This window comes from Paenibacillus sp. M2 (assembly GCF_046713495.1).
GTDB lineage: Bacteria > Bacillota > Bacilli > Paenibacillales > Paenibacillaceae > Paenibacillus > Paenibacillus amylolyticus_B.
The window spans coordinates 5,624,055-5,649,740 of the sequence record NZ_CP169648.1; the positions used below are offsets into that span (position 1 = coordinate 5,624,055).

The 25,686-nt window shown below is 46.7% G+C and carries 25 protein-coding genes; 6 read left to right on the forward strand and 19 right to left on the reverse strand.

Annotated features, from left to right (window positions below):
* Positions 1–33: 33 nt before the first annotated feature.
* The 7 genes from ACETMN_RS25815 to ACETMN_RS25845 form a co-directional block, all read right to left on the reverse strand.
* A complete protein-coding gene (locus ACETMN_RS25815) occupies positions 34–735 on the reverse strand; it encodes a DUF1361 domain-containing protein (protein ID WP_091020313.1) in 702 nt (233 codons plus the stop codon).
* Positions 736–769: 34 nt separating this feature from the next.
* A complete protein-coding gene (locus ACETMN_RS25820) occupies positions 770–1,198 on the reverse strand; it encodes a GNAT family N-acetyltransferase (protein WP_091020315.1) in 429 nt (142 codons plus the stop codon).
* A gap of 17 nt (positions 1,199–1,215) precedes the next feature.
* The gene (locus ACETMN_RS25825) at positions 1,216–1,671 is read right to left on the reverse strand and encodes a GNAT family N-acetyltransferase (protein ID WP_179198672.1); all 456 of its coding nucleotides are present in this window, start codon (positions 1,669–1,671) and stop codon (positions 1,216–1,218) included.
* 26 nt (positions 1,672–1,697) lie between these two features.
* A complete protein-coding gene (locus ACETMN_RS25830; protein ID WP_091020319.1) occupies positions 1,698–2,108 on the reverse strand; it encodes a GNAT family N-acetyltransferase in 411 nt (136 codons plus the stop codon).
* A 128-nt stretch (positions 2,109–2,236) separates the two neighbouring features.
* Positions 2,237–3,463, reverse strand: coding sequence for an amidohydrolase (locus ACETMN_RS25835; protein WP_091020491.1), 1,227 nt, complete (start codon positions 3,461–3,463; stop codon positions 2,237–2,239).
* A gap of 219 nt (positions 3,464–3,682) precedes the next feature.
* Positions 3,683–4,237, reverse strand: coding sequence for a methylated-DNA--[protein]-cysteine S-methyltransferase (locus tag ACETMN_RS25840; RefSeq protein WP_091020321.1), 555 nt, complete (start codon positions 4,235–4,237; stop codon positions 3,683–3,685).
* A gap of 42 nt (positions 4,238–4,279) precedes the next feature.
* Positions 4,280–4,984 (reverse strand): DNA alkylation repair protein, encoded by a 705-nt coding sequence (locus ACETMN_RS25845; RefSeq protein ID WP_091020322.1) that lies wholly within the window; start codon positions 4,982–4,984, stop codon positions 4,280–4,282.
* 190 nt (positions 4,985–5,174) lie between these two features.
* Here ACETMN_RS25845 and mgtE point away from each other — a divergent pair, with 190 nt between their 5' ends.
* Positions 5,175–6,545, forward strand: coding sequence for a magnesium transporter (mgtE, locus tag ACETMN_RS25850; RefSeq protein WP_091020324.1), 1,371 nt, complete (start codon positions 5,175–5,177; stop codon positions 6,543–6,545).
* 69 nt (positions 6,546–6,614) lie between these two features.
* Here mgtE and mmsB read toward each other — a convergent pair whose 3' ends face one another.
* From mmsB to ACETMN_RS25880, 6 genes are all read right to left on the reverse strand, one after another.
* Positions 6,615–7,778, reverse strand: a complete 1,164-nt coding sequence (gene mmsB, locus ACETMN_RS25855; protein WP_091020326.1) for a multiple monosaccharide ABC transporter permease — start codon at positions 7,776–7,778, stop codon at positions 6,615–6,617.
* The gene (gene mmsA / locus ACETMN_RS25860) at positions 7,747–9,312 is read right to left on the reverse strand and encodes a multiple monosaccharide ABC transporter ATP-binding protein (RefSeq protein ID WP_091020327.1); all 1,566 of its coding nucleotides are present in this window, start codon (positions 9,310–9,312) and stop codon (positions 7,747–7,749) included. Before mmsA ends, mmsB begins: the two co-directional genes overlap by 32 nt.
* A gap of 21 nt (positions 9,313–9,333) precedes the next feature.
* Positions 9,334–10,419, reverse strand: a complete 1,086-nt coding sequence (gene chvE, locus ACETMN_RS25865; protein WP_091020329.1) for a multiple monosaccharide ABC transporter substrate-binding protein — start codon at positions 10,417–10,419, stop codon at positions 9,334–9,336.
* A 320-nt stretch (positions 10,420–10,739) separates the two neighbouring features.
* Positions 10,740–12,038, reverse strand: coding sequence for a response regulator (locus ACETMN_RS25870; protein ID WP_411736438.1), 1,299 nt, complete (start codon positions 12,036–12,038; stop codon positions 10,740–10,742).
* Positions 12,039–12,046: 8 nt separating this feature from the next.
* Entirely contained in the window at positions 12,047–13,915 is a 1,869-nt protein-coding gene (locus ACETMN_RS25875) for a sensor histidine kinase (RefSeq protein ID WP_411735321.1), read from the reverse strand.
* 91 nt (positions 13,916–14,006) lie between these two features.
* Positions 14,007–15,014, reverse strand: a complete 1,008-nt coding sequence (locus ACETMN_RS25880) for a substrate-binding domain-containing protein (RefSeq protein WP_091020332.1) — start codon at positions 15,012–15,014, stop codon at positions 14,007–14,009.
* Positions 15,015–15,221: 207 nt separating this feature from the next.
* Between ACETMN_RS25880 and ACETMN_RS25885 the strand changes: the two genes are divergently transcribed.
* A complete protein-coding gene (locus tag ACETMN_RS25885) occupies positions 15,222–15,803 on the forward strand; it encodes a LysE family translocator (RefSeq protein WP_091020334.1) in 582 nt (193 codons plus the stop codon).
* A 19-nt stretch (positions 15,804–15,822) separates the two neighbouring features.
* Positions 15,823–16,599, forward strand: coding sequence for an AraC family transcriptional regulator (locus ACETMN_RS25890; protein WP_411735322.1), 777 nt, complete (start codon positions 15,823–15,825; stop codon positions 16,597–16,599).
* Between the two features lie 174 nt (positions 16,600–16,773).
* Here the strand turns inward: ACETMN_RS25890 and ACETMN_RS25895 are convergent, their stop codons facing one another.
* Positions 16,774–17,352 (reverse strand): hypothetical protein, encoded by a 579-nt coding sequence (locus ACETMN_RS25895; protein ID WP_411735323.1) that lies wholly within the window; start codon positions 17,350–17,352, stop codon positions 16,774–16,776.
* A gap of 172 nt (positions 17,353–17,524) precedes the next feature.
* On the opposite strand from ACETMN_RS25895, the gene ACETMN_RS25900 reads away from it, so the two are divergent.
* Complete coding sequence (locus ACETMN_RS25900; RefSeq protein WP_411735324.1) at positions 17,525–18,190, forward strand: phosphatase PAP2 family protein; 666 nt, start codon at positions 17,525–17,527, stop codon at positions 18,188–18,190.
* A gap of 171 nt (positions 18,191–18,361) precedes the next feature.
* Here ACETMN_RS25900 and ACETMN_RS25905 read toward each other — a convergent pair whose 3' ends face one another.
* Entirely contained in the window at positions 18,362–19,795 is a 1,434-nt protein-coding gene (locus tag ACETMN_RS25905; protein WP_091020341.1) for a glycoside hydrolase family 1 protein, read from the reverse strand.
* A gap of 346 nt (positions 19,796–20,141) precedes the next feature.
* On the opposite strand from ACETMN_RS25905, the gene ACETMN_RS25910 reads away from it, so the two are divergent.
* Both ACETMN_RS25910 and ACETMN_RS25915 read left to right on the forward strand, forming a co-directional pair.
* Complete coding sequence (locus tag ACETMN_RS25910; RefSeq protein WP_411735325.1) at positions 20,142–21,083, forward strand: helix-turn-helix transcriptional regulator; 942 nt, start codon at positions 20,142–20,144, stop codon at positions 21,081–21,083.
* A gap of 73 nt (positions 21,084–21,156) precedes the next feature.
* Positions 21,157–21,972 carry a methyltransferase domain-containing protein gene (locus tag ACETMN_RS25915; protein ID WP_210109091.1) on the forward strand — a complete coding sequence of 272 codons (816 nt, stop codon included), beginning with the start codon at positions 21,157–21,159 and terminating at the stop codon, positions 21,970–21,972.
* Positions 21,973–22,071: 99 nt separating this feature from the next.
* Here the strand turns inward: ACETMN_RS25915 and ACETMN_RS25920 are convergent, their stop codons facing one another.
* The 4 genes from ACETMN_RS25920 to ACETMN_RS25935 form a co-directional block, all read right to left on the reverse strand.
* Complete coding sequence (locus tag ACETMN_RS25920) at positions 22,072–22,866, reverse strand: hypothetical protein (protein ID WP_411736439.1); 795 nt, start codon at positions 22,864–22,866, stop codon at positions 22,072–22,074.
* Positions 22,867–22,989: 123 nt separating this feature from the next.
* Positions 22,990–23,406, reverse strand: a complete 417-nt coding sequence (locus ACETMN_RS25925) for a hypothetical protein (protein ID WP_411735326.1) — start codon at positions 23,404–23,406, stop codon at positions 22,990–22,992.
* Positions 23,407–23,740: 334 nt separating this feature from the next.
* Complete coding sequence (locus ACETMN_RS25930) at positions 23,741–24,145, reverse strand: VOC family protein (protein ID WP_091020348.1); 405 nt, start codon at positions 24,143–24,145, stop codon at positions 23,741–23,743.
* Positions 24,146–24,354: 209 nt separating this feature from the next.
* The gene (locus ACETMN_RS25935; protein ID WP_411735327.1) at positions 24,355–25,635 is read right to left on the reverse strand and encodes an XRE family transcriptional regulator; all 1,281 of its coding nucleotides are present in this window, start codon (positions 25,633–25,635) and stop codon (positions 24,355–24,357) included.
* Between the last annotated feature and the right edge of the window lie 51 nt (positions 25,636–25,686).

Below are 25,686 nucleotides of genomic sequence, written 5' to 3' on the forward strand. Positions count from 1 at the left end.
AGTTTCAGATCCTTGCCCTTTCAAATGGAATAATTAGTTGCCCGACCTTGCGGTTAGCAAAGATACGATAACGTAGCCAAAAAGTTGAACCGTAAATACAATGGCGACAAACTCAACCATTATGCTGTTCGCTGCATTAAAATCATTCACAAGATCCACAAAGATCTTCCCAGGTCGGGATAATACATCCCACGAATTCCACCGATTAAATCTACCAATGTAGACCCCTATACTGCTCAATAGCAAAATAACACCGACAACCATCATACTAATTGACTTATTTATTAATTGGTTTAACATTCCGTGGATTTGAATGATCGAACAAGTCGAGAGCAGCAATCCGATGATCGCTACGGCAAACGTCAGGGTGAGTCCATACCAAAAATCAATATTAACCCAAAATTGAACCTCCCCTTGAGCATCAAAATATCGGAATGAATGCAGAATCTCCGTAAAAAGGTAGGCCGAATTCGGCAGAAAAAAGAGCCAAACTGCACACATCAACCACATACATATAACGCTCGTTGTGGTTACTTTCTTATGAAATATGTATCTAATGCAGGATGAGATGATGAATGGTACCCATGCCAGGAACATATCCCAACTTAAAAAGCGATACATATTCGTATCTGTTTGGGCCCGTAAATACATCACAACACCTAAACAACAACAAGTAGCCACGAACAAGGTAACGATGAGTCGGAGATCTTGCACCGGATGTTTGTTATCTTTCATTTCTTTGCTTCTACTTCCTTTTCCCTAATGAATGTTATAAATACTTTTTAAATGCCTTGCTGGATTCTCCGTCGTACCCCAATTTCGTATAAAAGTGATGTGCTTCATGTCTGGTTGATCCACTGGTAAGAAACACCTTCACACAATTTTTCTGTACACATACGTCTTCCACATATTTCATCAATTCGGAACCATATCCCTTGCTCTGCACATGTTCCGTAATAATAACCCGCTCAACTACGCCGAAGGGTCTATTTTCCACCAAAGCATCCAGACAAATATGTAAATGAGCCGTGCCGATCACCTGATCACCCAGTTCATAAACGCACAAGAAACTGTTTGGATTATTCCGAACCTCTTCAATACGCTCTGCCAATACCTTTGTGTTCAGGTTGTTCGGCAATAATTCTCTATACAACCTTTCGATAACTGCTGCATCCCTGGCTTCCGCCTCTCTTATCATCGAGCTTGCCCCCCCTGTTACCTCACTTGATAACTTAAAATGATATCACCGTTGTCCTCGAATTCACCCGTGTCCTGAAATCCGCACCGCTTATACAGCGCATTTGCCGCACTATTATGCGGAACATGCGATACCCTGATTTGCTGGCAATCACTTCTCTCTTGCAACATACGAATCACTTCTTGAATAGCAAGTTTGCCGTAACCCTTCCCCTGGTACTTCTCGTCAACCATGAAGCGCAGAATCCAGTAATACCCGTCATTGTAGATCTCGTTATCAAATAAAATAAAACCGACCATCTGATCCTCTGCCAAAATACCGTATGGCTTGGACGTAATTTCCTTCGTTGCATGAATCAATGAATCCGCATTGCTTGCGACCAACTCCAGCTGATCTTCCCGTGGTTTAAGGTGGATGCACTCAAGTTCATTTTCTTTGGTTATGGGTTGTAGGGTTACTTTCTTCACATCCACAATCATCTCTCCTTGCAGCTTACTTACTATATTTTCTTGATCAATATAATCTCCAGAGGTTGTGTATCCAGCAACAGAGCCCCTGCATCAACATACCCCAGCTTTCGATAGAAATGTTGGGCATGTTCGTCTGATTGCGTTGAAGTCATCACGGTATCGAAGCCTTGTTGCTTCATTAGACTTTCCCAGTGATGCACTACTTTTTTGCCATATCCGCCGTTTCGATAGGTTTCATCTATCCAGATCATATTCATGAAGGGAAGGTTGTCCCAAAAGTAACCGTACCTCATCCATCCAACTCTTGATCCCTCGTCCTCATTCCAGAGGATGAATATTTCTTTCTCATTGATCTTGGTTTTCACAAGTGCATGATGGATATGCCGATCTCTATCCATGATATAGTCGTAGTCAGCTTCCGTTGCAAATTCAATCTTCATTCGTATTGCTCCCTTCATTAACTATGTCCATCATAACCCAAAATGTGGTAGTTGCGAACAGTTCTTTCCTCTTTTTTTCCCATGCCAAAAAACCACGGTTTCCCGTGGCTGCACCCGCTCTATTGTCCTCAATGCGATATCGATCCGCTCACCAATTGCCCCTTGTACCATACGGCCTGCCGCGCAGATCGCCGCGCAACGGCTTCCGCCGAACAACTCGCATGCACCAATACAAAACTCGCGGTGTCGCCTACCTTCGGCCAGACTTGTTCCCCTTGTGAATCCAGCGGTGTAATACCGCCTGTTACCCATGCCAAAGATTGAGATAAGGACAGTTCGTCACTATATCCGTACAGTTCTGCGAATCGTCCCGCTTTCTCAAGCAGATCCCCATTGCCAAAAGGAGACCAATGATCCGTCAGGCTGTCTGTGGCCAGCTTCACGTCCACGCCCATACGATGGAGCATGGGAAGTGGCATCATCGTTCTGCCAATGGGCACCGTGGAAGCAATGCTCATCCCAAGCGAAGCCATTCGCTGCGCCATATCTTCTGCTTCCTGCTGCTCTGCGCGGGCGAACCAGAACGCATGACTTATCGTAACTTTACCTTGAAGCCCTGCTGCTTCTGTCAGATTTGCGAGTTCCAGCAGCGTTTGTTTGCCGGCCTGACCTCCATCATGCAGATGTATGTCAATGCCCGCCTGGTGCTGAACAGCCAGTTCAACCATGGCATTCAGTGATTTCTCGATGTCTTCGTCCACGGTATGGGGATCGAGTCCACCCACATGTGTTGCACCTTCCTGCATCGCTTGGCCCATAAGCTCCACTGAATTCGAGCGAAGTAGTCCATGCTGCGGGAAAGCCACGATTTCCGAAGAGATTTTCCCCGAAAATGATTCCAGAGCCTGCCGCGTCGCTTCCAGTCTTTTCAAGCCACTGACAGGTTCAATATTGCAATGGCTACGTACATGAGTGGAGCCGTACCCCTGGATCAAGGTCAGAATACTCTTCGCTTGACGCTGGGCATCTGGCAGTAGCTTGGGTAACAGAACCTTTTCTTCTTCAATACGTTCGAAAATACTGGAGATACGCTTAACGGCTGTCCACGGCCCATCGTAGTAGGTTTTATCCAGATGAATATGTGCCTCCTCGAACGAAGGCAGCAGCAGAAGTCCCTTGCCATCTACTTGTGGTAGATCGCTAGACAGCGGGTTGTTTCCTTCCACAATCTCCGCGATCACTCCATCTTCAATCCGTAGATGAGCGGGGCTTGTCCGCGTCCCCGTCACCTGTTCTCCCTCCCGAACATACCCCCGCTCCACAGTCACGTTGGTTAACCAATAAGCCTGCTTCATCATGTCATCCCTCTTTTCTTACCCGGCATTACGTCCCCCGGATACCGATTGATCTATGATCCATGGTACCATACGGTTTCACCGGGCAAAAATACGTAAAACGTTGGTGTTCCATATGCGGAACGTTTGCATTACGCTACATTAATACATGCAAAAAAACAGGCACAATACGTGCCTGTCCCCTCCAATCACCTTAATCTTCTTGATTACGCGAGTCTATTAAAAATGAAATCGTGCATGCCCTCCATCGGTCACGCCTTCAATCTGTTCAATATCCAGCAGTCTGCGCTTCATCTCCAACCCTCCACGGAACCCCGTCAGCTTGCGATTAGCCCCGATAATACGGTGGCAGGGTAACAAAACCGGAATTGGATTGGCCCCATTTGCAGCCCCAACCGCTCGCACAGCCGAAGGTCTTCCAATTGCAGCGGCAATGTCTCCATAGGTCCGAATTTCACCGTAAGGCACACGCCCTAGCTCTCTCCATACCTCTTGTTGAAAGTTCGTTCCGATCAAGTCCAGTGGGATTGCATCTGTATAAGCCATGGGTTCTCCTGCAAAGTAGGACTGCAACCAGTCCATCATACCTGTTTGTTTCAGAGCATGCTCGTTCTCTTCCAGTTCCACGCCAGGTGCTACTTTCTGTATCCAGCCGTTCCAATCCTCCAGTGTTTCGTTGGGCATAACCACTCGGCACAATCCCTGTTCCGTAGCGAGCAGCACCCATGGACGACCGTCCAACTGCATCGTGGTGTACATCAACTTTTTTCTCATTCGTTTATCGCCCTCTCCCCGGTGGAATGCTTAATGCTAGAACTAGGAGATAATCTGCTTCTTCACCTTACGTTTCATACTGCGGATGATCTGCTTGCTCTCCGGATCCACGCGATAAGATTCCGTGATTTTCTGAAGTGCCTTATTATACGTAAAATCGTCCAAGGTATTATGCCTCAGATAACGCATGGTCACCTCAGGTTGTTTCACATAGGCCATTGAGATGGCCCAAGCCACTGCCATTTTCACATAATACGCCTCGTGTCTAATGTGATCCAATGCGGATAGAACCTGATCAATATATCTCTCATTCAGATAAAAATTCAACAGCATGACCACACCAAACCGGATCTCATATTCCTGATCTGATCTCAAATACGGCTGCAAGAACCCCCACATGGGCTCCGAATGAACCTTTGTATATTTCAGTCCCGCACAGAAGCTGTCACACACCGACCAGTTGTCAATCTTCGGTACAAATGTTTCAATAGCCTTTAACAGTTCGTCCAGATCAGCCTGGACATGTCCAATGACCATTGCTTGTAACATCACTTCTTCAAAATATTCGTCCTCTGCCGTTTCCAGATACGTGCGCCAGTCCCCCGCGGCAAGCTGCTTGGCAATTTTTCGTAAGGCTGGCAACCTTACACCAAGTACATTCGTGATGTTGGGAATAAGTGCAGCCGAGAATTTCTGATATTCCGGCTCAACCATGCTGAACAATTGTGTTCTGATATCTACTTCCACTAGCGCATGTCCTCCTCGTCTGTTGCTGTACAACAAGTATATCCTTGCAGCGGCTGTTTGTAAGCCCATATCGAATGTTTGAGCAAGATTACAATATCATTTTGGGACTCTCATTTTTTCTCCATTTGTTTAACTGCCAACCCATTTCGTTTAAAAATATGAAGCTGAACGTTTAGAAAGGAGTTTCGATATGAACGGACCTCATACCAAGAAAGATTTCTCCGTGGAGGAGATCACCGAACAACTCGTGCAGCATGTACAATCCCGGAACCTTCCCGATTTTTATAAATTGGTGAAAGAACTGCATCCCTACGACCTCTCACTTGTATATAAAAAGTTCCCTGAAGAAGAAACCAATCGGTTTCTGCTCCTGTTCAAACCCGATGCTCTGGCGGATCTCGCCGAGACCTTGAAGCTGCACGAACAGATTCAACTGTTTGAACGACTTGGGCCGGAACGAACACTTGAAGTCATGCAGCAGATGGACAAAAGTGATTTGATCCGGTTCATGCACGATTTGCCTGCAAAACGCAGAGAAGAATTGCTGTCCAACATGAACCTGGATCACTCTGCTATTATCCGATCCGTGCTTAATTACCCGCCGGAGACGGCAGGGCGTATCATGACAGATCAATATCGGACCCTGCTCGCTCATGAGACAGCCAAGGAGGCCTTACGACAATCGCAAGGTACTATGCATATCTCAGCCTCCAGTTATCTCTATGTAACCGATAATGAAGGCAAACTGGTCGGTGTCGTGAGTTATCGATCCCTTGCCTTGGCTGACGATAAGACCCAGGTTGAAGAACTAATGACCCGGCGGGTGATCCATGCAACGGTAGATATGGACCAGGAAGAAGCAGCACAGCTTCTACAGCGTTATGAGTTTATTGCACTTCCGGTGGTGGATGAAAATCACAGGTTATGCGGTATCATTCAGATGGATGATGTCATCGATATTATTATGGATGAAGCAAGTGAAGATTTGGCCAAGATGGGGGGCGGCAGCAAGGATATCGACTTTGATACCAAACCACTCGTGGCCGTCAGACGCAGGCTTCCCTGGCTCATTCTATTACTGCTGATTGGCCTAATCTCGGGAAGCATCGTGGATTTTTTCGAGGATACACTGAATCAGGTTGTCGCACTGGCATTCTTTATGCCGATGATCGCGGGTATGACCGGTAACACAGGAACGCAATCTCTGGCTGTCGTAGTACGAGGACTAATCGGACGCAAGCTCGACAAAGCCACCGTACTCGCACTGATTGGCCGGGAGATCAAAGTAGGCACAATGATTGGCTTGGTATGCGGATTACTGATCACCGTCATTGCTTATTTCTGGCAAGGGGACTGGCTGCTGGGCGCGATTATTGGGGTATCTCTGTTTCTCACTCTTGTCATTGGTACGCTGACCGGTACATGCATCCCGCTTCTGCTTAGTCGTTTCAAAGTCGATCCGGCTGTTGCCTCTGGCCCATTAATCACCACATTGAATGATATATTGTCCCTGTTTATCTATTTTGGAATCGCCACACGTTTCCTCGATGCCTTGATGTAACTAAGTTGTGCATACAGCAAAACAGACCTGATCCTGAGATCAAGGTCTGTTTTTTCATTTTACCAAGTGTTACGCTGATCTTTTATTTTTATTATAGATATCAAATGCTACAGCCAGCAGCAGTACCAATCCCTTAATCCCCTGTTGCCAGTCAATACCGAGACCAATCAGGGACATCCCGTTATTCAACACACCCATAACCAAACCACCGATGATGGCACCAAATACCGTACCTATCCCCCCTGAAGCGGAAGCACCACCGATGAAGCAGGCCGCAATGGCATCCAGCTCAAAGTTGGTACCTGCTCTTGGCGTAGCCGCATTCAGACGTGCGGCGAAGATCAACCCGGATACCGCGGCAAGCGTACCCATGTTCACGAAAACCCAAAAGGTAACCTTTTTTGTTTTGACCCCAGACAGACCTGCGGCCTTCTCATTACCTCCAAGCGCATACACATGCCGTCCCATGACAGTACGATTCATAACGAAGGAGTACACAACGATCAGGACAAACAGCAGGACCAGAATATTCGGAATTCCCGCGTAACTCGCGAGTACAAATGTAAACAGATTGGTCACGGCAGCCACCACAATCAACTTGAGCAGAAATAGTCCCTGTGATACAACCTCGAATCCATATTTTCGCTGGGAACGTCGTTCCCGCAGTTCATTGACAATGTACCAGACGGTGAGCACAAGACCCACAATAATGGATACCAGACCGAAGCCTGAGAAGTGAATATCCGGCAGGAAACCCGAGCTTATTTTCTGGAATCCACCCGGAAAAGGAGAGATCGACTGTCCCTCCAGCACAATCATCGTCAAACCGCGGAACAGAAGCATCCCTGCCAGCGTCACGATAAATGCCGGAATTCGTACATATGCGATCCAGAAGCCTTGCCATGCACCGATCAAAGCGCCCACCAGCAAGGATGCGATGACTGCAAGCCAAGCCGGAAGCTGCCAATCAACCATCATAATTGCGGCAACAGCACCAACAAAGGCTGCAATGGAACCAACAGACAAGTCAATATGTCCGGTAATGATGACCAGCACCATTCCGATCGCCAGCACCAGAATGTAGCTGTTCTGCAAAATCAAATTTGTAATATTAATCGGCTTGAGCAACAGCCCGCCTGTAAGTACCTCGAACAAGAGCATAATCACTACCAGGGCAATAATCATGCCGTATTGACGGATATTATTTTTGAACAGTTTTGTTATCATTTCCATGCTTGCCGCCTCCAGACTTGGTCATATATCTCATCAACGTTTCCTGCGATGCTTGCTCCCGGCTGACTTCACCGGTGATTCGTCCGGCATTCATCACATAGATCCGGTCACACAGGCCAAGAACCTCCGGAAGCTCGGATGAGATTACCAGTACGCCCTTGCCTTCAGCAGCAAGCCGATGAATAATCGTATAGATTTCGAATTTCGCTCCCACATCAATACCGCGGGTAGGTTCATCCAGGATAAGAATATCTGGTCCGGCAAAAATCCATTTGCTGAGCACCACTTTTTGCTGGTTGCCACCACTCAGATTACCGGTCTTCTGCAAAATACTTGGTGCTTTGATATTCATGCTTTTCTTCATCTCTTCCGCGACCAGCACTTCTTCGCGCTCGTTCACTACCGCGTTTCGCGTCAGTTTGCTGAGGCCCGTTAAGGAGATATTCCGCTTGATATCATCCATTAGAATGAGTCCATATTCCTTGCGGTCTTCTGTCACATAAGCAAACCCATTCTGAATAGCCTCTGTGACGGTATTGTTGTGGATCGGTTTACCATTCTTAATGAGTTGACCCGAAATATTCCGGCCATAGGATTTGCCAAAGATACTCATGGCAAGTTCGGTACGCCCAGCGCCCATCAGGCCGGCAATACCTACAATCTCACCACGTCTGATATTCATATGGATCTGATCCAGTACTTTCCGCTCGGCATGATGTTCGTGATATACCGTCCAGTCCTTGACCTCAAGGATAACTTCACCAATGGTCGCATGACGCTCCGGATAACGGCTGGTGAGATCACGTCCTACCATTCCGCTAATAATCCGGTCCTCCGTCACTTTTTCCTTCTTCATATCCAACGTCTCAATTGTCTTGCCATCTCGTAAAATGGTCACTGAATCGGATACCTTGGATACCTCATTCAGCTTGTGTGAGATCAGGATACAGGCGATGCCCTGTTTCTTGAATTCCAGCATCAATTGCAGCAGATTTTCACTGTCGTCCTCGTTCAGCGCAGCGGTTGGCTCATCCAAAATAAGCAGCCGAACCTTTTTGGAGAGCGCCTTCGCAATTTCGACCAGTTGCTGTTTGCCTACCCCGATGCTGGATACCAGCGTGTTTGGATTTTCGCTCAGTCCCACCTTCGAGAGCAGTTCTCGTGTACCTACAAAAGTTTCCTTCCAGTTGACAATTCCTCTGCTGGCACGCTCATTGCCCAGATATATATTTTCCGCGATTGAAAGGTAGGGAATCAGGGCCAACTCCTGATGGATAATGACAATCCCCAGATCCTCGCTCTGCTTAATATCCTTGAACTCACAATTTTTGCCCTGAAATAAAATGTCGCCTTCATACGTGCCATGTGGATATACACCACTCAGTACCTTCATCAACGTAGATTTACCTGCGCCATTTTCACCACATATGGAATGAATTTCGCCTTCACGGACTTTCAGATTGACATTTTCCAGTGCTTTAACGCCAGGAAAGGTCTTGGTGATGTTCTTCATTTCCAGAATGATTCCGGCCATGGGATGTGCTCCTTTCATATATTATTTCAGTCCTATCTCTTCCTTCGTGTAATACTGGGTACCCACGATATCCTGTTCCACATTGGTACGATCCACGGAGATAGGATCTAGGAGATACGCTGGAACAATCTTAATTCCGTTGTTATATGATTTTTCATCATTAACTTCCGCCTGTTTCCCTTGCAAAATACTATTGGCCATCTCTACCGTCTTCTCCGCTAGCTTCCGCGTATCCTTGAACACCGTCTGCGTCTGTTCCCCGGCCACAATCGACTTGATCGAAGCAAGTTCGGCATCCTGTCCTGTAATAACGGGCAACGGTTTGTTCGAAGTACCGTAACCGATCCCTTTCAAGGATGAGATGATACCAATACTGATTCCATCATAAGGAGATAATACTGCATCCAGATTATCACCCGAGTAATACGCACTCAGCAGGTTATCCATCCGTGACTGGGCCAATGCACCGTCCCAGCGCAAGGTCGCAATCTGGGCCATCGTCATCTGCTTGCTGCGCACGACCAGTTTGCCGGAATCGATGTATGGCTTCAGCACAGACATCGCACCGTCGAAGAAGAAATAGGCGTTATTATCATCCGGAGAGCCACCAAACAGCTCAATGTTATATGGTCCTTTTCCATCCTTGAGCCCAAGCTTTTGTTCGATGTAGGAGGCTTGAAGCACACCCACCTTAAAATTGTCGAACGTGGCATAATAGGTTAAATAGGGCGTATTGCGAATGAGCCGGTCATACGAGATCACCTGGATCCCTTCGTCATGCGCTTTCTTGATTACATCCGTTAATGTATTGCCATCCACGGACGCGATAACCATCACATCCACACCTTTGGTGATCATGTTTTCAATCTGTGAAATCTGATTTTCAACCACATCCTCAGCATACTGAAGATCGGTTTTGTACCCCTGCTCCTGAAACAGACGGACCATGTTCTCCCCGTCTCCCACCCATCGCTCTGATGATTTGGTTGGCATCGATATACCGACATATCCCTTTTCTTTGCTGCCTGGGCCACTCTCTGCCAGATTACAGGCCGAGAGCATCAAGGTCATCACCAGAAGCCAGATGAGCATTGCTCCTTTTTTCATATGAAGTTCCCCTTTCCTCACGTCATACGGTTCTGAATGAGTTCTAAGATAACGCTTACAATGCATATGGTACATTCTGTTGCTTGGTGTTCCTGTCTGAGACCAATGGTAGCATTGGAGAAGCCGTAAGGTCTTTGCACGTTTTGAACCTTTTTTATAAAAATTTAACTTTTGATGGAAACGCTTAAAATACAAGTGTGACCCATGAGATACCATACCAGAGTCAAAAAAAAAAGGACATGCTCCACTTCGCTTCACACGAAGTAGAACACATCCATTTCAATTATCACACGTCTGAATGAACAACTGTAATACGATATTTAATTCGCAGAAGGATGATAGGCCGTTCCCCCGTTCTTTCGATACTGCACTGGCGAAATGCCCATTGTTTTCTTAAATGCAGTGCTGAAATAATGCTGGGTATCATAACCTACACGCTCAGCTATGGTGTGGATCGGCAGTGTTGTTGAATCTAAAAGCTGTATAGCCTTGCGAATGCGAGCATGCGTGACAAGCGTGACAAAGGAATCATTCAACTCTTTCTTCAGCACACGGCTAAGATATACGGCAGATACTTGTAGACGGGAAGCGAGCGATTCCAGGGTCAGTTCCCGCTCGGCATATTCTTCGTGAATAAGTTGTCTTGCCCGGCGAACCAGAGGCGACAACTGCACTTCTCCGTATACCCGTTCACGGCAATGACGGTACGTATCCGGCGTTTCTTCCAGTGTCCCTGCATGTATCTCCACATGAGCATGAATGGCAATATTCAGGCAAGAACTGATCTGCTGTTCCAGAAGGGACTCTATTTCTTCAGGGGCTTCCTTCCACAGACATATGCCGATCAACCCGCTTACGTCCCGAAACAGGACATGTGGAACGTCCCCCAGCAGTTCACTGATTATATTTTCCACTGCATACAGAAACAACTGACGATCATTCTCTCTCAGTATCGTCTGACGCGCTTCAGCGGCAGGCCAGCGCACGACCCCGATCTGCACAGGTGGGACGGCGGGTAACCGCAAAAACACAAGCTGCTCGGTCAGATCCCTCCCTTCAGCCTGCCCCTCCAGCCACTCCAGCATAAATCGCTGGCGAAGCAACGGAATATTACGTTCAATCTGATGAGCTGCCTGTTGTACATATGCCATCCTCTGGTGCTCTTCAGTAAGTCGCTGATGCAATCGCTCAAGTGCAGCATGTAATTGTTCTGCTTGCACAGGTTTTAAGATGTAATCCTCTACGCCAAGACGAACCGCCTCCTGCGCATATGCAAATTCATCATGTCCCGAGATGATCAGGTAACGACAGCCCGGGCACTTCTGCTGAAGGGCACGGATTAGTTCGATTCCGTTCAGAAATGGCATATTCATATCAACGAGAACAATATCCACACCCAAATCAGCCGCCCGTTCCAGCGCTTCCTCCCCATCTTCCGCTTCACCAACAACCTCCATCCCGAGAGTTGTCCATTCAATGGCATCCCGAATCCCCTCACGAATGATCGGTTCATCATCAGCGATAAGCACGCGGTATTTCTTCGCCACATGGCTATCCGGCGTAATCTCCATTACTGTAGTCAATGCCGATGTCTCATCTGTTTCAGTGGAAGTTGTCACGGTCGACTTCATGAATTTTTCCATTCACTCTCCTGCCTCTCTTCGTTACTGATTTGCTTGGTTGCCGGGAGCTCTCGCATCAACGGATGAATAATGGTCACACTAGTTCCTTCCCCTTCCTGGCTCTCCAGCACAATACCGTATTCATCGCCAAAGGACAGCCGGAGACGGGCCTGCACATTCAACATTCCATAACTTTTGCCTGTCATCCCAGGCGATGACGCTTCCAAACTTGCCAAAGGAGCTTTGAGCAGCTGCTGCATCTCGGCAAGCCGTTCGTTGGACATGCCTGCTCCATTATCCTGAACGGTCAGCAGCAGTCGGTTATGTTCCAATCTGGCCTCCACCCGAATGTGTCCCGGCCCACGCCTGCCCTTGATTCCATGATAGATTGCATTCTCTATCAGGGGCTGAAGCAGCAGCTTTAACACAAAAAGATGCCGCAGTTCATCTGGAATATTCAATGTATACTGAAGACGATCGCGGTATCGTGTCTGCTGAATTTGCATATAGCTGGTCATATGCTCAATCTCGGAATGCAGCGGAATGTAATCCTGTCCTTTACTAAGTCCTATACGAAATAATCGAGATAACGCACCAACCATGCCGGATACATCTTCTGCACCCTCTTTGCGTGCCATCCAATGAATTGTATCCAGGGTATTGTACAAAAAGTGTGGTTTGATATGCTCCTGCAAACTTCGCATTTCAGCGTCGCGTTTCTGCCGCTCCCGCAATTCATTTAGTGATATCAGTTGTCTAATCTGCGCGAGCATTCGGTTATAACTGTTACCAAGCATGCCAATCTCATCAGCGCGATCGCTCCAGCGTCCTGGTCTGAGATTGCCGGTCTCCGCCCTGCGCATGTAGGACATGAGCCGGAAAATGGGCTGAGCAATGGAACGGGAGAACCATGAAGAGGCGCTCAGGCCAAACAAACACACCACAAATACAAAGCTAACCACGTAAAACTGGATTTGGCGTACTTCGGATATGGAGTCTCTTGTGGGAAATACTCCTACCGTTCTCCAACCCGTAAAGGTAGACGACTGATACATGAATAATAACGTTCCACCTTCTGTTTCGGCGGTAAATGTTCCACTCTCACCGGAGGGGAACCAGTCTGTGGGAATGTGTTCTATTAGCGGGTGCTCCGGCTTGTATACACTTTGACCTTCTGCATCCGTCACCATCACATAACCGGATTTCCCCAAGGTTACATTACGGGCAGCCTGAGAGACGGACCTTAGTTTAAGATCAATCATAATAACGCCTCGCACACGCCCTGACGCTTCATCCGTGATGGAACGCGCAACCGATACAATCTCATCATCCTTGTACCGTACATGTGTCGTGAGATTACGCTCTTTTGGCTGGCCCAATACCATGAATATGCCCGGATTGGCCGAAGCTTTTTGATACCAATTTTCCTGAATCAGGCTCTGCTCTGCTCGGGGATACATCTCGTTGCTAATATAGTCACCAATTGCATTGACGAGAACAATCCCGGCGATTTCAGGATACAATGTTGTGAATCCCTGCAAGGTTTGTTTGATGCCATATAACCGATTTTGCTCCGTTTCGGCAATTGTGCCCATGTTTATCGGCTCACTGTCTGCATCATCATTCAACGGCATTTTGTCGTTCATAAAAGCATCAATATCCGGGTCAAATGCAATCAGATAGGTCATATTCTGCAAATTCTCCATTTTGCTGTTCAGAGCTTCATTCACTTTGCCAATCAGTTGCATGGTATGCCCTTCAACCTGTCGTTCAACTACCCGCTCCACCGTCCAGTTCACAAGCAACCCAAGCCCTACGGAAGGTACAATGGCAAATAGCAGAAAAAGCAGCATCAGCTGGTACCGAAGGGGCATATTACGCAAGCGTAAACGCCGAATTCCATTCTTAAAAGTTGAGAGAATTGCTCTCCTGCTCCAAGGTCTTGGACTCTTGAAATCCTCCTTGTTATTTGGCATAGTAATCATCCACATCCGAGCGTGTCACCACAGAGATCCCTGTGTCCACCATCACGGGAAGCGGTGCATTTTCACCGGATGAGGATGGGGCAGGAACCGTTAACTGGTGATGCAGATGGAACAAATATTGGAGTGACCAATATCCCATATTCCAGGTTCCCTGTGCAATTGTAGCTGAGATCGTACCGTTCTTGATCATATCCAATGTGGCCTTATTTGTATCAAACGAAATAATCTGCAATGGATGTCTGTCCCCGGCAGTTTGAACAGCTTCCCCCGCCCCTGCTCCTCCGGTGGCTTCAGTCACAAAAATACCCGCCAGCTCGGGATGTTCCTTCATCATTCTCTGTGTTTCGTCTCTGGATACCATCGCATCACCGTGTCCGTCTGCAACTTCAACGATCTGCATGGAAGGGTATCTCTCCTTGATCGTATCGCGGAAGCCCTTCGTCCGCTCTTCATGATTTTGTTGCCCAGGCAAGGTTAATACCGCGACCTCTCCCTCACGCCCCAGCAGTTCAGCCATTTTATCGGCAGCCATTACACCTGACTTGTAATTATCTGTCCCTAGAAAAGAATAGGCCTGGCTATCAGGTGCATCCGCGTCGAATAAGACAACAGGGATATCTGCGTCGACTGCCTTGTTGATCGCTGGTACTAGCGATTGAGGATCGATTGCAGATATGGCAATGCCTGCGGGTTTACGAGCGATAGCCTGCTCGATTACCATGGTCTGCTCCTTCGCATCATACCGGGTAGCCCCGCGATATTCTACGGTCACGCCAAGTGCATCCCCGGCATCCTCGAAGCCTTTAAGTGGGCTCTTCCAATACTCCAGCCCGGACTGGAATGTAATCATGATATACGTCTCTCCGATATCGCCGCGCAGCCCACGGTCCTCCCATGAACTGTTTACCTGACTGGTGTATTCGAATCTCAACACATACAACGCAAATGCTGAGATTAGCAAAATGTAAACAAGCAGCATTTTTTTCATTCCGTTCACTTCCTCAAGTTGTCTGATCACCTTGTACTTCGTTTAAATTGTAAACGCAATCATTCAAAAAGAAAACTCCCCCTTATCTTTTTAAAAGGAATCTCCTGTTGCTAACGGTGTACCTGCTGCAATAATGTACTATATGGTTTCTCCCTCTGGACGTATGATCATGGAACTAAACTACAACTAGAGGAGAGCATCATCATTATGAATCTTGCATCTTTTTTAATCTACTGCATCGTTGTTACATTCACCCCTGGCCCCAGCAATATCGTAATTCTTTCTTCTACACAGATCGTTGGCGCACGAAAAACAATGCGCTATGTCTGGGGAGCTACGTTGGCATTTGGTCTGCTGCTTACCGCTTCAGCTTTTCTTAATCAGCTTCTTGCGGGAGTGTTACCTGGAATTCTGAAGGTGATGCAGATTGTCGGCGGCCTTTACATGGTGTATCTGGCGTACCAGATCTACAAAATGGGTACCACCGAGGATGCACCGAAACAAGTTACCGGATTCTGGAACGGTTTTATCATGCAATTTGTGAATCCAAAGGTCGTCTTGTTTACTTTCACTGTCATTCCAAGTTATGTATTGCCCTTTTATCAAAGTTCATTTTCTTCGTTCCTGTTCGTGCTGCTGATTACATTCATTGGATTTCTGGCCTATTCCAGTTGGGTTGTTTTTGGCACGGTTTTCAGAACGTTGCTGAATCGCCACCAAAAATTACTGAGTATTCTCATGGCCCTTTTTTTGTTATACTCAGCCATTATAGTATCCGGATTAATCTAAAGCTTGGGAGGTGTGCTGCATGGAACGGTTCAACTATAAAAAGTCACAAGACGTGCTGGCACTATCCGCCAGCTTTACTGATTTTGCATACAAAAAACATTGCCATGAAGAGTATGCGGTCGGCGTAACCCTGCGTGGCATTCAACAATACAACCTGGACGGACAATATCAGGCGTCTCACCAAAATGGTGTCATGTTATTCAACCGCGAACAGTCTCATGATGGAAGCTCCTATGATAAGGCTGGCATTGACTATGTGATGCTGTATTTGAAGCCGGATTTGGTAGAGGAGATTATAGGTAAAAAGGAATTGCGTTTTGGAAGTCCCATCGTCTATGACCCCGAGCTTGCACGTAACATTCTGATGCTGAACGATGCCGTTCAACTCAGACAGGACGAAGCCGAGTGCAGCGAACGGGTATTCGATCTGGTTCACCTGCTGGCTCAGAAGGAAATGGACACCAAGCTCTGGTTGCCTCAGGACAACCTGGTCCGCAAAGCCAAGGAAATCATGTTTTGCAGCACCGAAGATGTGCTCAAGCTGGACAACCTGAGTTCCGAATTTGGCATGTCCAAGTTTCAATTTATCCGTGAATTCAAGGCACATGCAGGCATATCCCCCTACCAGTTTTTCTTAAACTGCAAAGTAGAGCGTGCCCGTCAATCCATTGAAAAGCAGAAGGACGTATATACTGCTGTTGCCGATTGCGGATTTGTTGATCTGACCCATCTGAACCGTCATTTTAAACGGGTATTTGGTGTCACAGCTTATGAATACATGTTACAGCTGAACTAGTTTCATAAAGATTGATAGTCCCAGCTCCAATTGGATAAACTTTTGACACCACTCCTGAAAATCCCCGTATAGAACGTCAAAGTTTTCTTAACGCTCTGTACGGGGATTAGTTTTTTTTCGTCATACAAAACTTATGTTATACAATCCAACTTTCAATTTACATTAGACCTACAATCACACTCTTTTCTTTCTTCTCCAGACCCACACAACTGCCAACACTGCTAATAAAATGACTGTACCGTATAAGATGAGATAGAAAGGCCCACTTTGCCCACCACCCTCATTGGCTACTTCAAAATCTTCTTTACTTATAACCTTGCCCGCGCCCAGCAATTTCAAATCGTCTCCGGCTTGTTCAATTGGAACATTGCCACTGCACAGATTCGTATGCAGTCTGTTGTCTCGTTCATCCAGACTGGCAAAGATCAGGTAGGACTGATTCTTCTCAAATTCAACTCCGCAGGAGCCAGACCCTCCGTCACTCCCTATGATCTTCATTTTTTTGGCATGAACTCCCTTCCATGCCGTATCTACATCAAAGGTATACTCTCTTAATAAGCCATCATGTTTCGATTGCTGAGACTCGCCTTTTTTCACCACTTCTCCTGTAAATACCGTGGCATAGCTCTTCAATCTCTCTTGAACATTACTCTCTACACAACTGCAAGCATACACTTTCTCTCCGGGAAATAGAGCTAACCCAGATGTAACCAACAGTAAGATCAACATAAACATCACCAAACGTCGTTTCATTCCGACCGCTCCCCTCCTACATTCTCTGCTTGAATAAGCGTTGTTAAGGTTACATATTTTTATTGCTGCTATATTTATTGTAAAATTATAGCACAATACAAATATCGTTATGTCCAACATACGCAAGGAGACAACATACGAAATCAACCATCACGGAGGATCTCAACACTTGATGCACAACTGGAAAAAAAACATCTCATTCCCGCTGCTCTTTGCAGCGTTATGCATGATCGCTTTTATAAGCATCGCCCTGTCCATCAGCGACAACCAGATTCATCGATTTGATGATACGCTGATCGGCTGGATTCAGGGGTTGGAATCCCCCAGCATGACGCAATTCATGCAGTTTTTCACCTGGATCGGCAGTGAAATGCCTGTAGTTTTCATTACAATCATTTCCATGATTGTGTTATACGTTTGGCTGCGACACAAACGCGAACTACTCTTCCTCGCTTGTGTGCTCGCCGGTTCAACCCTGTTAAATGCATTGCTCAAGCTGGTATTCCAGCGTGCCAGACCTACCATTAACGGGATTATCGAAGTGAGCGGCTATAGCTTTCCCAGTGGGCATTCTATGGCAGCATTTAGCCTGTACGGTGGACTGGCCTTTCTAATCTGGAAACATGTACCCACCGTCACAGGACGTGTTCTGATGATTGTTGCCAGCGCCGTATTTATACTGACCATTGGTATAAGTCGTATCTACTTGGGGGTGCATTATCCAAGTGATATCGTAGGCGGATACTTCTTGAGTGGTTGCTGGCTCTCCACATGCATATGGTTTTATCGGCGGCATTTGGAGCGCATGTCCCAACTGCAAAGCAGAAGACTGGCATAATCTCCGACAGCTCTCGCACATAGAAATACCCGGCTTTCCTTAACTGAAGGATAGCCGGGTATTTTTATATTCTTATATTTGATCCTGAATCCATCCTGAACGAGTTCAGAACCTATAAGAACCCGCCTGTCCTATTTCAAGGAACAGACGGGTCTTGATTTTTATACCAAATTATAACACTTCACCATTGGATTCGATGACTTTTTTGTACCAGTGGAAGCTCTTCTTCGGTGTTCTGCTCAAGTCTCCGTTACCATCATTGTCCTTGTTGACATGAATGAAGCCATAACGCTTCTTCATCTCTCCAGTGGACGCACTAACCAGGTCAATACATCCCCACATCGTGTAGGCAATCAGATCCACGCCATCCGCTACCGCTTCTTTCATCTGTTCAATGTGACCTTTCAGATAATCAATACGATAGTCATCTTGAATGGAGCCATCTTCCTCAACCACATCGACAGCACCTAGGCCATTCTCAACGACCATCAGTGGAATCTGGTAACGGTCATACAGATGATTCAGCGTGTAACGCAATCCTTTTGGATCGATCTGCCATCCCCAGTCGGAAGCTTCGAGATATGGATTTTTGATACCACCCAGCAGATTGCCTTCAGCTCTCTCCAGGGACTCATCTGCACTTTCTACTAGAGACATGTAATAACTGAAGGAGTAGAAGTCTACGCAACCTTCACGCAAGGTCTGCTCGTCTCCCGGTTGCATCTCGATCTGGATACCTTCTTCGGCGAAGAAACGTTTGGCGAATCCAGGATATGCTCCACGAACCTGTACATCACCGCAGATCATATTGGAGATTTGGTCTTTCTTCTGTGCAAGCAGCATGTCGTCCGGGTTACATGTGTTTGGATAGGTTGTCATGAAAGCGACCATACAGCCGATCTGGAAATCAGGGTTGATCTCATGTCCCAGCTTCACCGCTTTGGCACTAGCAACGAATTGGTGATGTAGTGCCTGGAAACGAGTTTGTGGATCATCCACTCCATCCACCAGCGTCTCTTTGCCTTCAAACAGAATACCTGCAGCCATATATGCACCCATTGGCATTGTCAGACAGTTGATCTCGTTAAACGTCAGCCAGTATTTCACTTGATCTTTGTAGCGGTTGAAGAGAGTTGTACAGTAACGAATATAACAGTCGATGACTTCACGGGAAGCCCAGCCGTTATACTTCTGTGTCAGACCGAATGGCGTTTCGTAATGGGAGATCGTTACGAGCGGCTCAATATTGTACTTTTTCAACTCGGCAAAGACATTATCGTAGAACTGCAATCCCTCTTCGTTTGGCTCCAGTTCGTAACCGTTCGGATAGATCCGGGACCAGTTAATGGACATGCGGAACATTTTGAAGCCCATCTCTGCCATCATGGCAATATCTTCTTTGTAATGTCCGTAAAAGTCAACCGCTTCATGGCTCGGATAATACGTGCCCTCTTCCAATACAGGCGTAATCCGGCGTGGAATCGTGTGGGTTCCCCCTGTCATCATGTCAGACGTGCTTGGCCCTTTGCCACCCTGGTTCCATCCACCCTCGAATTGATTGGCAGCCGTTGCGCCACCCCAGTAAAATCCTTCTTTCATTGTCATGACCAGTTCCTCCTTCATAATTAACTCATTTCGATATAAAATGCTTGATATTATGCGAGTAGCCGTTCCGGTCACGAATCGTTCTTCTGATCGCTGTTATCCTCGGATTTCTTTTATTCTTATTTCTAAATGGAAAAAATCCGATGATAGCGTTTGCTTCCAAAGTAGCTTTCTTACAGAAAGCTTTTAGCGAACACTTCGTTTCGTCAGAATCGATATCGTCCCCTTCACTACTTCGCAATAAATGAAGAACAAGTTATAAGACTGAGTCAAAACGTCTTCGTAAGACCATGTAACCAGTGTACCACCCATACCCTGACACCTATTGTCATGGTATAATCAGAGCATGGAAAATAACCGACTATTTCGAATGTTGCTTTTGTTATTGGAGAAAAAGAAAGCCACTGCACCCGAACTCGCCCGTATGTTCGAGATTTCTGTACGTACGGTGTACCGCGATATCGATCGGCTAAGCGCTGCGGGCATCCCCGTCTATACCACGACCGGAAAGCATGGCGGTATTCATCTGATGGACAACTATGTCATGGACAAGTCCCTGCTGTCGGAAGAAGACCAGAATGAAATTTTGATGGGACTATACAGCATCAGTGCGATCCCACACCTTAATAGTGCTCATATGCTGCAACGGCTGACCGCCCTGTTTGATCACAAGCTGGATTGGATCGAATTCAATTTCTCACCATGGGGCAGCATCCCTCTGCAGGAGAGAGAACTGTTCAATCAGGTGAAGCAAGCCATATTAACGAATCAACTGATTACGTTTCATTATGTTAATTCGGATGGAGAGAAGAGCATTCCAACGGTGGAGCCACAGAAACTTATATTCAAAAACAGTACATGGTACTTCAAAGGATATATCCATGATGACCCTGACCGGAGAGAATTCGAGACATTTAAGATGAAACGGATCACCCAGTTGACTTTTCTGGCGAGAAAACACGATCAATCTGTTACTGCCGGATCAAACGACCCTGAATCAGAAGCAGCTCCTGTCCTGACTCCTCTGACACTCTCGTTCTCCAGCAATATTGCATACCGAGTGTATGATTTTTTCGAACCTTCCCTCATTAAAAAAGAGCCTGATGGCAGGCTCCGTGTGTCTCTCGAATTAAATGTAGGGGAATGGCTCTACTCCTTCCTGCTGTCGTTTGGTTCTGAGCTGACCGTCATCGAGCCTGTTCATGTTGGACAGGAATTGCTCAGACGTCATATCCAAGCCGTTGAACATTTGCAGAACGTCATGAACAAACTACCCAACAATGAATGATATAATATAGGCCTATACAACTTTTGATCACAGCTGACTCTCCATCATCCATCCGACCGAAGGAGGTTTATCCATGCAAGACATTAGACGCAACAATGTGGAACGTTTCAAAGGTTTTGGTACGTTATACGATCAGAACCGACCAGCTGCTCCCACTGAAGTGGTGGATATTCTAACGACATATCTTGGCAGCACACCGCGCATGGTCGCAGATGTTGGCTGTGGCACCGGCTTATCTTCGTGGATCTGGCTTAATGAGGCAGAACGCATCATCGGCTTCGAACCCAGCGATGACATGAGGTCTGTAGCAGAATCCAAGTGGGAATCTGCCGGGAAGCCGGATAACTTGCGGTTTGTGTCCGGCTTGTCTCACGACCTCGGACTACCAGATGGCAGTGTGGATGTGCTGACCTGCTCCCAATCATTTCACTGGATGGAGCCGCAACCCACACTGCGTGAGTTTGCACGAGTACTTCGTACAGGGGGCATATTTGCTGCCTACGATTGTGACTGGCCACCAATGCTGGACTGGCAGTTGGAACAAGCCTATCTGCAGCTGAATAAGGAAGCAGATCAACGAGCAGCCAGTCTGGCTCCCCAGGATAGTCAGGCACACAAATGGAGCAAGAATGGGCATTTGCAGCAGATTCAGCAGTCCGGGCTGTTCCGATATGTTCGGGAAATCGTATTTCATCACCACGAGACCTTTGATGCAGACCGATACGTGAACCTGGCCTTGAGCCAAGGCGGCTTGCAAACGGCGTTGAAGCTCGGAGCAGATGATCTATTAACTGCTGCCGACGAGTTCAGAGCGCTGGCTAATCGTGTATTTGACGGACAATCCAGAAGAGTCCTCTTTTCTTATCGCATGCGCCTCGGTATTGTCTGAATGTAGTACGTCGCTTGCATCTCTCCTACATACCAAATGCCAAAAGGAGGTCGTACATGTCATAAGCATGACCTGTACGACCTCCTTTTGGCTATATTCTCAGGAAGAGAATATGTCACTTAATTGTTGCTCTTGTACATTCAATGCCAACACCAATTTTGTCGGGTCTTGTCTTGAATAAATGACGTTAATGATATGGCCTTGCTGCACTTGCGGCAGCGCAGAAGACAAAATTTCTTTTTGCGTTGTCACATTAAACGTTTCACCATTTGTCTTTGTTATGCTAAGTTTGAGTTGAAGCTTGATCTTATTACTGCCTCCACTGCCAAGTGGAGTGACATCGAGAATCTTGGCCATCGCTTTTTCGCCTGTTCGTGCAATATCCATCATCTCAGGGGATACCCCTTGTTGTACCATCTTTTCATCCAACAATTGCTGCATATCCTCCTGTGATAACTGTCCTTTCATATCAAGCCCTACCTTGCGTTCATCCTTCACAGAGACCACTAACGGAATGAAGCTGCCCGGCTGAAACTGTGCCATGGAGGTCAGTGGAATAACGGTTTTCATCTCCGTATCGTATTTCTCGCGCCCCTTACGTGAAACTGTCAGACCCAATCGAACCTCCGGCTGTTCATTAATATACGTCCCCGTCTGTTGTATAGTCTTAATGACCCCAACTGCTGGTAAACCTGTCTTCACTCGACCTACGCCAAAAATATTGCTCAAAATCGCAGGAATAAAGATCAGTGCAAACCCGGCAAAGATCGCCGGAGTGTACCACCATGCCTGCATAATCATAAACGGATCATTCCACATCTTCTGTGCCAGAAATGGGGAGAACCCTACTCCAAACACAGTTAATACGCCAATGAATCTCAGGAAACCTACCATATGATCCACCCTCTCTTAATCCTTCTCTTACTATCTCTATCCATACCTCTAACGATATATCTATTTATCGTTGTTATACGTATTGTACACATGGGGTATCACTGTCTTATAAGCAAAGACCTTCTAAATGGACACTAGTCCCATATAGATCAGTTCGGACGGATTCGCTGGATTCTGACCCAATCCCACCCGATCTCCAACTCGTGGAATCTGCATTTTGGACACCAATGTCTCCAAGGTTCGCTGATACTGGTTACCGTTTGTCTCTGTCACATCCAATACAAGCACAACAATCGGATCAAAGTTGATCAGTTTGCCTGTATCGGTGATCGTCACCACCGTTGCTGTTGCCGTTAATGGAAGCGAACCACTCGCGGCCAATTGTGCCTGCTTTGCCGAATCCAGACTTTGGTTGATTGCCTCCCGATGTTCCTTGGATACGAAACCTTTCATCATCCTGCCAGTGAGTCCTTTATTCATCATTTTATCCGCTTTAGCAATCGCATCTTCCTGTTTGTTCTTTTTACCGAACCATCCCATAGTAAGCACCTCATTTGTTTTATTTTTATTTATAGTTAAATTATAAACACCGCGGCTTGTCTTTGAATACCCTTCTGGCGGCATACAAAAAAAACGAAAAATCCGGTAATTGAATGACCGGATAATCGTTTCTTAAGTAAGGATCGAAGCCAATTTCACAAAAAAAGGTCCGCTAATCTGATCTTCATTTCACGATTGCCAGCCATTTTTTGTACCAAGTGCGTTGGCAACGCACAACATCATGCCAAAAACATTAGAATTTTAGCCCATAAGCATAAGTATTACGAATACACACTTTTTCAACCTTTTACACTGAGCGAGCTATTCCCCGGAATCAGCCCCTACCGCTGAAACGTTTGATCGCTTCCTCGGTCACTGGCTGGAATAGATTAACGAGATTTCCATCAGGATCACGAAACAGCACAGCACGATTCCCCCACGGCATCGTGGTCGGTTCCTTTACCCACTCGTACACAAACGGCTTCAAGCGCTCGTATTCGGCTTCAACATCGTGGACACGGAACTCGAGGATGACCGTGTGATTGTTGGCTGCCACGGCAGAATCAATGCCAAACAGGGGCACCGTCTGGGAGTGGCCGATTGCCAGGGTGCAAGATGGCATAACGAGTTCGGCAAAGATAGGCGCGGGACGTACCGCCGAAACACCCATGACTTTCTCATAAAATTCAACAAGACGATTCACGTCGTCGGTAATAATGCGTACAGAAGCAAAATACATAAAATACACCCTTCCTGTTATAGAATAAAAGTACCCTATCATTGTGTGGGGCCTGAATCGGCCTTCTATCCCTTTATATTTACTTCAAATATGTTTACTTAAGTGATGATAAAATAACGCTACTGACAACGGTATGTCAGTAGCGTTATTCAACATTTGTACTTCTCCTGGTTAATACCATTTCGTACTAAAATTAATTTTGATTCATTCTACTTTTTGCGTAACAGATATACCAGCTTCCGATAATACATGGCTGCTTCCTTGTATTTCCGCTGATCCTCAGACACTACAGCCATTCCCTCATATAACGGTTCAAGCCGCATGACGTGCTGCGCGGATTCAAAATAAGGCAGACACGCCAGTGCCCGCTCCATGAAAACCTCGCGATCTCCATGTGCAAGAGCCAGATGGCTCTGGTAGAAGGTTGCGCTCATCTGCTGGTCCTGTGTTGTTGCACATTTCAAAAGTTGATCTACACTCTGTGCAAGCACGCCCCAGTTCTTCCGTGCCAAAGCTACTTCGCATCGATACACACCGATGAGCGGCTGCATGGCCTGCTGTGTTTCTTCCGTTTCCTGCTGCAATAGTGACTCAAATCGTTCAATCTCCGCTTGTGCCTGATCCAGTTCACCTGTCATCGTTAACATAACAATCCGATTGTTGGCAATCGCCGTCACCAGATCTCCCTGATTGCCTGCATACACGAGGTTTGCCTCCGCCATGGTTAATGCAGAAAGTGCCTCCTGAACCAGCCCCATAGCAAAACAATAACCACTATATGCCACATATAACCCAGACAACCGATGGAACATCCGCTGATCATAGACATGACGCATTGTAAGCTCGAATACCTGTTTTGCCTCTTCATACTGTTTGACCTGAATGTAGGCTTCCATCTTGATATTTTGCACAGACAGCCAGAATTCACTCCCAGGAAGCGCCAGATCACTGAGCCTGGTTGCGTGAGTTAGTACATCTACAAAGGCCATTTTGGAGCGATAATATTGTATTTTATAGAATAAAAGTGCTTTGACTAACGGGCGCGGCAGATCGATATCGTCTGGACGACCGTATTTCTCCAGATAAAAATTGAGGTAGGAGGTATGTATATACTCATGAGCCGTAACATCGTTTAATTGTTGATAATAGACCGCCTTCATCAAGGCCGTTGTTAGCTCAACGGTCAGCGTGTCATCCCGATCTGCCAGAGCATGCACCGTATCTTCGGATATCGCCGACGCTGGAACAGACATTTGTTCGAAGATGGCCTCTGCCCGTTCGAGTGTTTCCTCGTCCTGTGCCGCAGCTTTTAGAATATAGGAAGGGGGTACCCCAAGACGCCCGGCGATGGCTTCTGCCAAGTCCTCAGGGAGAGGATAACGATCCGCCAGGATATTGGTAAAGTGGGCCTGCGTGACCAGACCTTCCACAAGGTCTTTACGGGAGATTTGTTTTCTTTTGCTTAGCAGTTCAATGCGTTCCTTCAGCATGGTATCCCTGTCCTTTCTATCCTAACAAGCGAGTACATTCTATTCCATCAT